This window comes from Bradyrhizobium sp. 44, assembly GCF_023073095.1.
GTDB lineage: Bacteria > Pseudomonadota > Alphaproteobacteria > Rhizobiales > Xanthobacteraceae > Bradyrhizobium.
This window is the reverse complement of the sequence record NZ_JADPIY010000033.1, coordinates 210,037-222,708: the sequence shown is the minus strand read 5'-3', so window position 1 is coordinate 222,708 and position 12,672 is coordinate 210,037. Positions and strand designations below refer to the sequence as shown.

Below are 12,672 nucleotides of genomic sequence, written 5' to 3'. Positions count from 1 at the left end.
GAGGACGCGATGATACGCCAAAAGCAGCGTGACCACGATGCTGCGCTTTCACGACGAACGCTCGTTCAGGGGCTTGCGCTCGGCGCCGCCACTTTTGCTGGCGCCGGCTCCGCGCTGGCCCAGACCGGACCTGCCGCGCCGCCGACGACGATTACCACCCCACCACGCGATTTCGGTCCCAACGGCGCGCCGACCACTTATTTCTGGGACCCCGACGTCATCGCGGTCGATCCGTCCTTCAACGATCTCGCGCAGCCCAACACGGCGATCAAGCGTCTCTATACGGGCGTGCTGTGGGCTGAAGGCCCGGCGTGGAGTGCACAGGGCCGCTATCTGCTATGGAGCGACATTCCCAACAACAGGCAGATGCGCTGGAGCGAAGACGACGGTCGCGTCAGCGTGTTCCGCTCGCCGTCCAACAATTCCAACGGCAACTCGTTCGATTTCCAGGGCCGTCAACTCTCCTGCGAACATTTGACCCGGCGGGTGACGCGTTATGAACATGACGGCACCGCGACCGTGCTTTGCGACAATTACAACGGCAAGAAGCTGAACTCGCCGAACGATGTCGTCGCGCATCCTGACGGCAGCTACTGGTTCACCGATCCGCCCTATGGCGGCCAGCTCTACGAAGGTGAGCCCGACGCCGCGGGCGGTCCGAGCAATTCCAGCGGCAAGCTCAATCCACGGATTGGACAGCCGGCCGGCTTCGCACCGGGCAGGCGCGAGCTGCCGACCAATTGCTATCGCATCGATCCTAGCGGCCGTGTCGACCTCGTCGTCACCGAGGAGCAGGTGCCAGATCCAAACGGGTTGTGCTTCTCGCCGGACTTCAAGAAGCTCTACGTCGTCTCAACCGGCAAGGGACCCGGCGACACCGGGCCCGGCGGCAAGGGCGAGATTTTCGTGTTCGACGTCGGCGGCGACAACAAGCTCACCAACCAGAAGCGGTTCAGCGAGTGCGTGATCGACGGTGTGAAGTGCGGGCCGGACGGTGTGCGCTGTGACGTCAACGGCAATGTCTGGGCCTCCAGCAATGCGGGCCGTGCCGTCGGCTATAGCGGCGTGACGACGTGGTCGCCGGACGGCAAGCTCCTCGGCCGCATCCGGCTGCCCGAAGTGTGCGGCAACATCTGCTTCGGCGGCCCTAAGCGCAACCGCCTGTTCATGGCCGCGAGCCAGTCGCTCTATGCGGTGTACACGGCCACGCAAGGCGCAGGCCCGGGCTAAGCCCGCGCGAGAGACCACAAGCCCGGGCGTCGGCATGGACCGCCGGCGCCCTCGGTTCCCTGATCGCAATCAAGCTACGCCGCGGGCAAATCTCCGCCATCAATCCAACGAAGATTGTATGGCGCGGCAGGGCCGCAGCGCGGTGCGAAGGCATGATGCCCTTCGTTCCCGCGCCCGACTTGAACGGGGAGTTGCGCGATGCGCCGTATGCCAAACGACACCATCATCGTCAGCGTTGGGTCCCAGCAATTCGTGACCGAGTTCGGGGACCCGGGCCTGCCGAACGACGGCCGCGGCGGCAGCGACAAGATGATCGCGACCGTCGACGGGGGCAACGCGGTCCTGATATTCGTTGGCGACGACCAGACCCTGCAAGAATATTCTCACGGCGGAAACGACCATCTCGCTGCGACCGTCACAGGCTTCGGCGATTACGTGTTCGTCGACGGCGACGCGCAGGCGATGTCCGGCCACGCCCGTGGCGGCAACGATGTGCTTCATGTCGATGCATCGACATCGATCTACGCGACCCTCGGTGTTTTTGGCGATGCCGAAACCGCCATGTCAGCCGACACGAGCGGCGGCAATGACGTCGTCATTGCATCGATGGGAAACAGATCGTCCGGCGCGTTCAGCGGAGACTCCGGCAGTTCCATGAGCGATCATGCACATGGCGGCAACGATATCCTCAGCGTGACCCAGGTCGGCAGTTACGGCGGCGCTTCGATATCGGGCGACGCCCTGGTGTCCATGAGCGGCGATGCGCGCGGCGGCAACGACATCCTCAGCTACACCGTCGGCGCCGCCGCCCAATCCGGCGGCGCGTCTCTGGTTGGAGACGCCGGCTACATGAGCGACGATAGCCGCGGCGGCAACGATATCCTGATCGCGGCTGTCAACGGCAACCCGGACTCCACGTCCATCGTGCTCGTCGGAGATGCCTCGAACATGTCAGGCAACGCGCATGGCGGAGATGATATTCTTCTCGGCAGCAGCCGCGACGATTTGCTGTATGGCGACGCACAGACCTACGCCCCGTTCACGGCCGGCTCGATCACGGGCGGCAAGGACATGCTGAACGGCGGTGGCGGAAATGACCAACTCTGGGGCGGACCGAACGACGACAGATTCGTCTTCGACAAGGGCTCGGGCCTGGACGTGATCAACGATTTCGACCAGGGCAACAAGGCTGTCGGCAGCACGGCGCGAGAGCATGATTTGATCAATTTGCACGATTACGGCTTCGCAGACTGGGCGGCGCTGAAAAGCCTGATCAGCGATGACAGCACAGGAAACGCGGTGATCCATCTGACGGCGACCGATACGATTACGCTGGAGGGGGTCCATACCGCGGATCTCCATGCAAAGGATTTCATTGTATGAGAGAGCATTCGTGCGCGTTGTGATCTGCGGCGGCGGCGTCATCGGCGCCTGCACCGCCTGGTTTCTTCGACGTCACGGCATCGATGTCATCCTCGTGGAACGAACCGAGGTGGCGGCCGCAGCGTCAGGTAAGGCGGGCGGCTTCCTCGCGCACAACTGGTGCGAGGGCTCGCCGCTCGATGCGCTGGCACGACGGAGCTTTGCTCTCCATGCGCAACTGCCGGACGAGATCGCAGGCGATTGGGGTCATCGCCCGATGAGTGCCTATAGCGGCTCCGTTGCCGCCGACGGCCATCCACGCCGGGATACACCGTCCGCGCTTGGCTGGCTCAGCAACGGCGTCATCATCACGCAGCGCATCGGCACGACGGAGACCACCGCGATCGTTCACCCCAAGAAATTCACCTCAGCCGTGATGAACGCGGCGCTCGCGCAAGGCGCCGAACTTCGCATCGGCCACGTGACCGGTATCATGCGCGATGCGGACGGCACGACCGCGACGGGCGTCGCGGTCGACGGCCGCATCGTCGAGGCGGACGCCGTCGTGATCGCGATGGGACCATGGTCACTGCTCGCCGCGCAATGGATGAGCCTGCCCGCCGTCTACGGCCAACGCAGCCCGAGCATCGTGTACGACACCGGCACGGATGTGCCGGCCGATGCGCTGTTCCTGGAGTCTGAAGAGAATGGCAGTGCCGTGTCGATCGAGGTCTTTCCTCGCGCCGACGGCAGCACGCATATCACCGCTCTCTCCGACATCGCGCCGCTTCCGCTTGATCCGGCCGCCGTGACGCCGGACAACGACGCGATCGCGCGCCTGCAAACCATGTCCGAGCGGCTGTCGCCGCAGTTCCGCTCCGAGAGGATCATCGCGCGGCAGGCTTGCTTCCGGCCGGTGACACAGGACGGCCTGCCGCTGATCGGCAAGGTGCCGCGAAGTGAAGGTCTTTATGTTGCGACGGGGCACAATGTGTGGGGCATCCTGAATGCGCCCGCTACAGGCGAGGCCATGGCGCAACTGATCGCGGAGGGTGCGACGCGCAGCGTCGACATCTCGCCATTTGATCCGGCCCGGCTCGCGCCCCTCGATCCATCGCTGCTGCGAGCGCGCTGAGCCGACGCGACGGCATCGCATTCATCGATCGCGCTGCTGTGCGCCGCGATAGCTGCGCATGCCTACCAACGAAATCTGCATGCCTACGCGTGAAACGGGTCCGACAGCTTTCCTGCCCGCTATTTGCGCAGCGCTAGACTTTAGTCCGTGCCTCACGATCCTGGACGCGGTTTCACTTGCCGAGAATGTCTCCGCCGGTATAGTCGCGGCATAATGGCTCATAAGAGGCCTGTTAAGGGAGAGAACAAGATGAAGAAACCGCTCTCTGTTGCGTTGCGAATAGCACTCGGTACCGCCGCGGCCGCTGTGTTGATGACCTCAGGCGCGGCACTTGCGGCCGATCCGATCAAGATCGGTGTGATCGCGGAAGCGCAGGCGATTGCCGGCGCCTCCATCCCTCAGGCGGCGCAGCTCGCCGCCGACGAGATCAACGCCAATGGCGGCGTCGACGGCCGCAAGATCGAGATCGTCTCTTACGACAATCACTCGTCCTCGGCAGATTCGGTGCGCGCATTCCAGCGCGCGGTAAACGAGGACAAGGTCAATGCGGTCATCGCCAGCTACATCAGCGAAGTCGTGCTGGCACTGGAGCCCTGGGCCTCGCGGCTGAAGACGCCGTTCGTCACGCCCGGTGCCGCGTCCAACGAGATCAGCAAGAGCGTGCACGCCGACTACGAGAAGAACAAATACACCTTCCACGGCTATCTGACCTCCGCCGCGCTGGCGCTCTCGGTCTGCGACGGCGCCAAGGACCTGCTGGTCGACAAGATGCACATGAAGACCGCGGTCATCATGAGCGAGGACGCCGCCTGGACCAAGCCGCTCGACATCGGCTACGAGGAATGCCTGCCCAAGATCGGGCTGAAGGTGCTCGACCACATCCGCTTCTCGCCTGATACCACCGACTTCACACCGATCTTCAACAAGATCGAGGGCTCGAAGCCCGACGTGATCATCACCGGCATCTCGCACGTCGGCGTGCAGCCGACGGTGCAGTGGAAGAACCAGCAGGTGCCGATCCCGATGTTCGGCATCGCCTCGCAGGCCACCAACGAGACTTTTGGCAAGGACACCAATCAGGCGGCGGAAGGCGTGCTCTATCAGGGCGTCTCCGGGCCAGGCGTCGCGGTGACGCCGAAATCGGTGCCGTTCGCCGAAGCCTTCAAGAAGAAGTTCGGCAACTATCCGTCCTATGCCGGCTACACCGCCTATGACGAGGTCTACTACATCGCCGACGCCGTGAAGCGCGCGGGCTCGAGCGACGCCGACAAGCTGGTCGCCGCGCTGGAGACGACGGACTGGGAAGGCACGATCGGCCGCGTCCAGTTCTACGGCAAGGACGATCCGTTCACGCACTCGATCAAATACGGCAAGGGCCTGATCACCGGGCTGATGCTGCAATGGCAGGGCGGCAAGCAGAGCGCGGTCTGGCCCAAGGAAGTCGCCAAGGTCGACATCAAGTTCCCGAGCTTCATCAAGCTCTCGAACTAGCAGGACACGCTCCCGGGACCAGCTCCCGGGAGCTTCCACATGCGGCCCCGCAGCACGTTGCGCCAGCAACATCGTCTCTCATAAATCAGATTGCCAACCCTAGATGCGTGCTTTCCAGATTCTGATCGATGGCTTTGCCATCAGCGCTCTCTATGCTCTCGGTGCCACCGGCTTCACGCTGATCTTCGGCGTCTCCGGCGTCCTCAACCTCTCCCACGGGGCCATCATGGTGGCGGCAGCGGTGGCGGCCTGGGCCGCCGCCAACGCCCTGAATGTCGGCACCTATGCCGGCGCGCTGATCGGGGTCGGTGTCGCCCTCCTGACATCCTTTGCGACCTATTTCGCGGTAGTGAAGCCGATCCAGGACTCCCGACGCATCCCGAATGAAGAGAAGGAGATCTTCGTCCTCACCGGCACGCTGCTGTGGGGGATCATGATCCAGGAGGTGATCGCTTATTTCTTCACCAACAACGCCAAGACCGTGCTGCCGATCGTCGAGGGCGTCGTCGAGATCCTCGGCGTACGCACGCCCAGGAACGAGATCTTTACCGCGATCGTGTGCTGCTTCGTCATCGCGCTGTTGTGGCTCCTGGTGAACCGCACCCGCACCGGCAAGGCGGTGCTGGCCGCCTCGATGAACCCACGTGGCGTCACCCTGCTCGGCCTCGAGCTCACCAACATCTACGTCGTGGTATGGGCGATCTACGGCATCCTCGCCGGCATCGCCGGCGTGCTGCTCGGGATGTTCCTCGGCGTCAGCTCCTACAGCGTCGGACCGCTGACCGCGAGCGCGTTCTCGATCGTCGTGCTCGGCGGCCTCGGCAGCGTCTCCGGCTCGCTGATCGCGGCCTTCGTGGTCGGCTATCTCGAAACGCTCACGGCCTACCTGATCTCGCCGGCCTACCGCACCATTCCGGCTCTGCTGCTGCTCGTGTTCGTGATGTACATCCGGCCCCAGGGCCTTCTGGGGAGGCGCTGAGATGGCCAGCTTCTTTACGACCCGCCTGTTCTTCATCTCGCTTGCGCTGGTCGTCATCGCGGCGACGCTGCCGCTCTACGTCTCCGGCTACGTGCTCGGGCTCCTCACCGTCGCTTTCTATTTCGGCGTGTTCGCGATGGCCTGGGACCTGCTGTTCGGCTTCGCCGGCGAGGTCAATTTCGGACCGACCTTCCTGATAGGCGTCGGTGCCTACACCGCCGGCATCCTGAATGCCCAGTTCGGCTGGTCGGTTTACGCTTGCATCGTGCTCGGCGCGCTCGCCTCCGTCATCGCGGGCCTCGTGCTGGCGCTGCCGGCGCTTCGGGTGCGCGGACCGTATTTCGGCCTGACCACGCTGGTCGCGGTACTGATGCTGCAGAATTTCATCGTGGTGTTTGCCGACCTCACCGGCGGAGAGATCGGCCTGACCATTCCCGACGTCATCTCCATCAACGCCGGGGTCAATTACTGGATCGCGCTCGGCTTCATGACGATCTCGGCGGCTATTCTTTATGGCCTGTCGCAGTCGCCGATCGGCCTGGTGCTGCAAGCCAGCGGCCAGGATCCGGTGCAGGCCGGCGCGCTCGGCTTCAACATCGTCAAGCACAAGCTCGCCGCCTTCATCGTCAGCGCGTTCTTCTCGGGGCTATCGGGGGCGCTGCTGGTATTCTATTTCGGCACCGCCTCGGTCGGCACCGTCGTCGACGTCGCGGTCGGCGTCAACGTGATCGTCTCCGCCGTGCTCGGCGGCCGGCGCACCGTGCTTGGCGCGGCGCTGGGCGCGATCTTCCTGATCGTCGCCGGCGAGTTCCTGCGCCCGACCGGAGAGCTTGCGACCTTCATCGTTTCGGCCGTCGCGCTGCTCGTCGTGCTGTTCTTCCCCGGCGGCTTCCTCGGAGCGGCCCTCTCGCGTGAGGCGCGCTCGTGATGGATATGCGAACTTCAAACAGGGCCGTGCTCGAAGTCCGTGGCCTGACCAAGCGCTTCGGCGGATTGACGGCGGTGAAGAACCTCGGCTTCGAGGTCAATAGCGGCGAGATCTTTGGCCTGATCGGGCCGAACGGCTCGGGCAAGTCGACCGCGATGAAGAGCGTGATGGGCATCGAGCGCCCGACCGCCGGCGAAGTGATCTTCGAGGGCGAGGACGTCGCCGGCCTTCCCGCGCACAAGATCGCGCGCAAAGGCTTTGGCATGGTGTTCCAGCATTCGCGGCCGCTGAACCGGCAGACCGTGCTGGAGAACATCATGGTCGCGCTGCTGCCGGACAGCCTGTTCATGCTGTTTCCCGACAAGGCGCTGGTCGAGCGCGCCAAATGGATTGCCGACCGCGTCGGCCTCGGCAACGTGATGAACCGCCGCCCGCCAACGCTGCCCTTCGCCGACCTGCGCCGGCTCGAGCTGGCCAAGGCGATCGCGCGCGACCCCAAAGTCGTGCTGGTGGACGAGCCCTTTGCCGGGCTGACGCGGGCGGAGGTCGAAATCTTCTCCGACCTGATCCGCAGTTTTCGCGACGAGGGCCGCGCGGTGATGCTGGTCGACCACAACGTCAAGAGCGTCGCGGCGCTGGTCGACCGCGTGCTCGCGATGTATCTCGGCGAGGAGATCGTCACCGGCAAGGCCGAGGACGTCATGAAGAACGAGACGGTGCGGCGGGTCTATCTCGGCGGCGCCATCGAGACCCATGCGCGGCCCGAGACCAGCTTCAAGGACAAGGTGCCGCTGCTCCAGGTCGAGAACGTCAGCGTGTTCTACGGCAAGGCGCAGGCGCTGGAGAACGTCTCGATCCACGTCCACGAGGGCGAGTTCGTCTCCATTGTCGGCCTCAACGGCGCCGGCAAGACCACACTGTTCAACACCATCTCCGGCTTCCTGCCTTATACCGGCGAGATCGTACGCAACGGCGAGAATCTGCGCGGCACGAGCCCAGCGAAAATCGCCCGCAGCGGCCTCGTGCAGTGCCCGGAATCGCGCGAGCTGTTCGGCGAGATGAGCGTGCGCGAAAACCTCGATCTCGGCGGGCAACACCTCGCCGACGACAAGCGCGCGGCACAGCTTGCCTGGCTGTTCGAGCTATTCCCGATCCTGAAAGAGCGCCAGGGTCAGATGGCGCAAACGCTCTCCGGTGGCGAGCAGCAGATGCTTGCGATCGGCCGCGCGCTGATGATGCAGCCGCAGATCCTGATCCTGGACGAGCCGACGCTGGGCCTCGCCCCCGTCATTCTCGAACTCCTGTCCAAGGCCCTAACGAGGCTGCGGCAGACGACGTCGATCACGGTACTGCTCGGCGAGCAGAACGTGACCTTCGCGCTTCCGCATGCCGACCGCGTCTATGTGCTCGAACATGCAAGGATCGTCTGGGAGGGCGATCCTGGCCGCTTCGCCGCGGAGGCTGGCGCCGATTTTCTCTAGTTCGCGCATATCAACAACAAACAAGCAAAAGGGAAACGACCATGCGACCATCGACGAATTTGAGCGGCAGCTTTCTCCTCGCCTCCGCGCTGGCGCTGTGCCTCGCTGCTCCCGCCTACGCGCAGTCGAACGAGCCCATCAAGATCGGCGTCATCGCCGAAGTGCAGTCGATCGCGGGTGCCGCGACGCCTGGCGGCGCGCAGATCGCCGCCGACGAAATCAACGCCAAGGGCGGCATTCTCGGCCGCAAGATCGAGATCGTGACCTACGACAACAAAAGCTCCTCGGCGGACTCGGTGCGTGCGTTCCAGCGCGCGGTGAGCGAGGACAAGGTCTCCGCCGTGATCGCAAGCTATATCAGCGAGGTCGTCCTCGCGCTCGAACCCTGGGCGGCGCGGCTGAAGATGCCGCTGATCACCCCCGGCGCCGCCTCGAACGAGATCACCAAGGCGATCCATAACGACTACGAGAAGAACAAGTACACTTTCCACGGTTATCTGACTTCGGCCGCGCAAGCGCAGCTCGTCTGCGACGCCGCCAAGGATCTCCTGGTCGACAAGCTCAAGTTCAAGACGGTCGCGATCATGAGCGAGGACGCCGCCTGGACCAAGCCGCTCGACGTCGGCTACGAGGCCTGTCTTCCGAAAGCAGGCCTCAAGGTGGTCGAGCACGTGCGGTTCTCGCCTGACACCACCGACTTCACGCCGATCTTCAACAATATCGAGGGCAAGAAGCCGGACGTGATCGTCACCGGCATCTCGCATGTCGGCGTGCAGCCGACGGTGCAGTGGAAGAACCAGCAGGTACCAATCCCGATGTTCGGCATCAGCGCGCAGGCGCTGAGCCCGACCTTCTGGAAGGACACCAATGGCGCCGCCGACGGCGTCCCGTCGCTGGCGGTCGCAACGCCCGATGTCGCCGTGACCTCCAAGACGAAACCGTTCGCGGCCGCCTTCAAGGCCAAGTTCGGCTCGCCGCCGGCCTATACCGGCTACACCGCGTATGACGAGGTCTACTTCATCACGGAGGCGATCACGCGCGCGGGCTCGACCGATCCCGACAAGATGGTCGCTGAACTCGAAAAGACCGACTACGAGGGCACGATCGGCCGCATCCAGTTCTACGGCAAGGACGACGAGTTCACCCACGGCATCAAGTCCGGTCCGACGACCGTATCCGGTCTGGTCTTCCAGTGGCAGGACTCCAAGCAGGTCGTGGTCTGGCCCGAGAAGATCGCGGAAGGCAAGCTGAAGTTTCCGAGCTTTGTGAAGCTGTCGCAGTAACACGCCGGACTGGGCACCGGGCTCGGTCCCGAGCGTCCCATCGCCCTTGCAAGGCCCGTCGCTCCAGCCGCGACGGGCCTTTGTTTTGTGCAGAACGCCACCGGTACGCTGTCATCGGTGGACCCATCCTGCGATCCTGCCGTTAACCTCCCATGCGTGGGCCGGAGCAGCCAGATGGACGACCGACCAAGACGACCCGATGGCCTGATGCAGGACGACGGCTTCGTTCGCGTGCGCGGCGCGCGTGAGCACAATCTCAGGAACGTCGACGTCAGTATTCCGCGCAACGCCCTCGTCGTGTTCACGGGCGTGTCGGGCTCCGGAAAATCCTCGCTCGCCTTCGGGACGATCTACGCCGAGGCGCAACGGCGATATCTGGAATCGGTGTCGCCTTACGCGCGCCGCCTCTTCCACCAGATGCAGATCCCTGAGGTCGACGACATCGAAGGCCTGCCGCCCGCCGTCGCGCTCCAGCAGCAGCGCGGCGCACCGACGACGAGGTCGTCCGTCGGCAGCGTGACCACCATCTCGAACTTGCTCAGGATGCTCTATTCCCGTGCCGGCGATTACCCGCGCGGACAGCCGATGCTCTATGCGGAGTCGTTCTCGCCGAACACGCCGGAAGGCGCCTGCCCGACCTGCCACGGTATCGGCCGGATGCTCGACGTCACCGAAAAATCCATGGTGCCCGACGACACCCTCACCATTCGCGAGCGCGCCGTCGCGGCCTGGCCGAGTGCCTGGCAGGGACAGAACCTCCGGGACATCCTGACGACGCTAGGCTACGACGTTGACAAGCCCTGGCGTGAGCTGCCCAGGAAGGACCGCGACTGGATCCTGTTCACGGAGGAGCAGCCGACCGTTCCCGTCTATGCCGGTTACGACTCGGCCGAAGTCAAACGAGCCCTCCGCCGCAAGGAGGAGCCGAGCTACCAAGGCACGTTCACCGGCGCCAAGCGCTACGTGATGCAGACCTATGCCAAGTCCGAGAGTGCGATGATGAAGCGCCGTGTCGCGCAATTCATGATCACCCAGGACTGCCCGACCTGCCACGGCACGCGATTGAAGCCCGAGGCGCTCAAGGTCAAATTCGCCGGTCTTGATATCGCCGAGATGTCGCATCTGCCGCTCAAGAAGCTGCAGGAGGTGATGAAGCCATTCGCGAAGGCTTCGACGGATGGAGCATCGGAGAAGACCATCGTCGCCAGGCGCATCTGCGAGGATCTGTCGGCGCGACTGGCGGTCCTGCTCGATCTCGGGCTTGGCTATCTCGCTTGCGAGCGCAGTACGCCGACGCTGTCGCCGGGCGAGTTGCAGCGGCTACGACTTGCGACACAGGTTCGCTCCAACCTGTTCGGCGTCGTCTACGTGCTCGACGAACCATCGGCAGGTCTGCATCCCGCCGACACCGAGGCGCTGCTGCGGGCGCTGGACAGGCTGAAGCATGCGGGCAATTCGATCTTCGTGGTCGAGCATGAGATCGAGGTGATCAGGCATGCCGACTGGCTGGTCGACGTCGGGCCGGATGCTGGCGAGGGCGGCGGAAACATTCTCTATAGTGGCCCGCCCGCGGGGCTCGGGCAGGTCGCACAATCGCGAACCGCCCATTATCTCGCGCATCCACGAAAGCCACTGCCGACGGTCCGCCGCGAGCCGAAAGGCCACCTGAAGATCCGGGGGGTGACCCGCAACAATCTGCGCGGTCTCGACGTCGATGTCCCGCTCGGGGTTCTCGCCAGCGTGACCGGCGTGTCGGGCTCCGGCAAATCGAGCCTGATCAGCCAATTCCTCGTCGATGCCGTGGCGGAGCATCTCGGCCATACACGGGCCGCGGACGCGGACGACGACAGCCTGGCAGCACCCACGGTCGAGACATTGGGCGGCAAGATTGTCGCCGGCCTCGACCAGATCGATCGCCTCGTGGTGGTGGACCAGAGGCCGATCGGCCGCACGCCACGATCCAACCTTGCGACCTATACCGGCCTGTTTGACCACGTCCGGCGGCTGTTCGCCGCGACGCCGCAGGCAAAATCCCGCCGCTACGATGCCGGGCGCTTCTCTTTCAATGTCGCGAAAGGCCGATGCAGCACCTGCGAAGGCGAGGGATTTGTCTGCGTCGAGCTGCTGTTCCTGCCCAGCGTCTACGCACCCTGCCCGACTTGCAAGGGCGCGCGCTACAATGACAAGACGCTGGAGGTGAAGATCCGCGGAAAATCCATCGCGGATGTGCTGGCGATGCGCGTCGACGAGGCCTTCGAATTCTTCCGCGAAGATTCAACACTGAACCGGTCGCTGTCGGTCGTCCGCGAGGTCGGGCTCGGTTATATCCGCCTCGGTCAGTCCGCCACCGAACTGTCGGGTGGCGAAGCCCAGCGCATCAAGCTCGCGACCGAGCTCATGCGGCCACAACGCGGTCACACGCTCTATGTCCTGGACGAGCCGACCACCGGTCTTCATCCCAAGGATGTCGAGCGACTGATCGCCCAGCTCGAGCGCATCGTGGACGCCGGCAACAGCGTGGTCGTGGTCGAGCATGACATGGATGTCGTCTCTCACAGCGACTGGATTATCGACCTCGGCCCCGGCGCCGGCGATGAAGGCGGCCGCATTGTTGCGTCAGGGACACCGCGCGAGGTGGCCAAGGCCGGCGGGAAGACCGCCGGCTATCTCGCCCGTCGCTTGAAACAGTAGCGCTCGGTCTCATCACCCATTTCGCAATTGCGTTCTGCGCCGCGGAGGCGGGACCCCGACTTTCGCCATGTTGACTTTCCGCCGCCCCGCTC

Annotated in this window: 9 protein-coding genes; all 9 read left to right on the top strand. The window is 64.2% G+C overall.

Annotation, left to right across the window (positions count from 1 at the left end; genetic code table 11):
* Window positions 1–9: 9 nt before the first annotated feature.
* The 9 genes from IVB41_RS32385 to uvrA all read left to right on the top strand — a co-directional run bounded on the left by IVB41_RS32385 (window position 10) and on the right by uvrA (window position 12,580).
* Window positions 10–1,230 carry an SMP-30/gluconolactonase/LRE family protein gene (locus IVB41_RS32385; RefSeq protein ID WP_027570858.1) on the top strand — a complete coding sequence of 407 codons (1,221 nt, stop codon included), beginning with the start codon at window positions 10–12 and terminating at the stop codon, window positions 1,228–1,230.
* A 198-nt stretch (window positions 1,231–1,428) separates the two neighbouring features.
* The gene (locus tag IVB41_RS32380; RefSeq protein ID WP_027570857.1) at window positions 1,429–2,613 is read left to right on the top strand and encodes a calcium-binding protein; all 1,185 of its coding nucleotides are present in this window, start codon (window positions 1,429–1,431) and stop codon (window positions 2,611–2,613) included.
* A gap of 10 nt (window positions 2,614–2,623) precedes the next feature.
* Window positions 2,624–3,727: an FAD-binding oxidoreductase gene (locus IVB41_RS32375; RefSeq protein WP_027570856.1), complete on the top strand. Its 1,104-nt coding sequence runs from the start codon at window positions 2,624–2,626 to the stop codon at window positions 3,725–3,727.
* A gap of 249 nt (window positions 3,728–3,976) precedes the next feature.
* Window positions 3,977–5,218: an ABC transporter substrate-binding protein gene (locus IVB41_RS32370; RefSeq protein ID WP_027570855.1), complete on the top strand. Its 1,242-nt coding sequence runs from the start codon at window positions 3,977–3,979 to the stop codon at window positions 5,216–5,218.
* A 103-nt stretch (window positions 5,219–5,321) separates the two neighbouring features.
* Window positions 5,322–6,197 carry a branched-chain amino acid ABC transporter permease gene (locus IVB41_RS32365; RefSeq protein ID WP_247438523.1) on the top strand — a complete coding sequence of 292 codons (876 nt, stop codon included), beginning with the start codon at window positions 5,322–5,324 and terminating at the stop codon, window positions 6,195–6,197.
* A gap of 1 nt (window position 6,198) precedes the next feature.
* Entirely contained in the window at window positions 6,199–7,125 is a 927-nt protein-coding gene (locus IVB41_RS32360; protein ID WP_027570853.1) for a branched-chain amino acid ABC transporter permease, read from the top strand.
* Window positions 7,125–8,606, top strand: coding sequence for an ATP-binding cassette domain-containing protein (locus IVB41_RS32355; protein WP_247288135.1), 1,482 nt, complete (start codon window positions 7,125–7,127; stop codon window positions 8,604–8,606). The genes IVB41_RS32360 and IVB41_RS32355 overlap by 1 nt, the downstream gene beginning before the upstream one ends.
* Before the next feature lie 41 nt (window positions 8,607–8,647).
* Window positions 8,648–9,889, top strand: a complete 1,242-nt coding sequence (locus tag IVB41_RS32350) for an ABC transporter substrate-binding protein (RefSeq protein ID WP_027570851.1) — start codon at window positions 8,648–8,650, stop codon at window positions 9,887–9,889.
* A 174-nt stretch (window positions 9,890–10,063) separates the two neighbouring features.
* Window positions 10,064–12,580 carry an excinuclease ABC subunit UvrA gene (uvrA, locus tag IVB41_RS32345; protein WP_247438521.1) on the top strand — a complete coding sequence of 839 codons (2,517 nt, stop codon included), beginning with the start codon at window positions 10,064–10,066 and terminating at the stop codon, window positions 12,578–12,580.
* The last annotated feature ends 92 nt before the right edge of the window (window positions 12,581–12,672 follow it).

What these genes read in the sequence shown, in the direction of transcription:
- IVB41_RS32350 (WP_027570851.1), top strand. Translation starts at nt 8,648, where the DNA reads ATGCGACCATCGACGAATTTGAGCGGCAGCTTTCTCCTCGCCTCCGCG.
- IVB41_RS32360 (WP_027570853.1), top strand. Translation starts at nt 6,199, where the DNA reads ATGGCCAGCTTCTTTACGACCCGCCTGTTCTTCATCTCGCTTGCGCTG.
- IVB41_RS32355 (WP_247288135.1), top strand. Translation starts at nt 7,125, where the DNA reads ATGGATATGCGAACTTCAAACAGGGCCGTGCTCGAAGTCCGTGGCCTG.
- IVB41_RS32370 (WP_027570855.1), top strand. Translation starts at nt 3,977, where the DNA reads ATGAAGAAACCGCTCTCTGTTGCGTTGCGAATAGCACTCGGTACCGCC.
- IVB41_RS32365 (WP_247438523.1), top strand. Translation starts at nt 5,322, where the DNA reads ATGCGTGCTTTCCAGATTCTGATCGATGGCTTTGCCATCAGCGCTCTC.
- uvrA (WP_247438521.1), top strand. Translation starts at nt 10,064, where the DNA reads ATGGACGACCGACCAAGACGACCCGATGGCCTGATGCAGGACGACGGC.
- IVB41_RS32380 (WP_027570857.1), top strand. Translation starts at nt 1,429, where the DNA reads ATGCGCCGTATGCCAAACGACACCATCATCGTCAGCGTTGGGTCCCAG.
- IVB41_RS32385 (WP_027570858.1), top strand. Translation starts at nt 10, where the DNA reads ATGATACGCCAAAAGCAGCGTGACCACGATGCTGCGCTTTCACGACGA.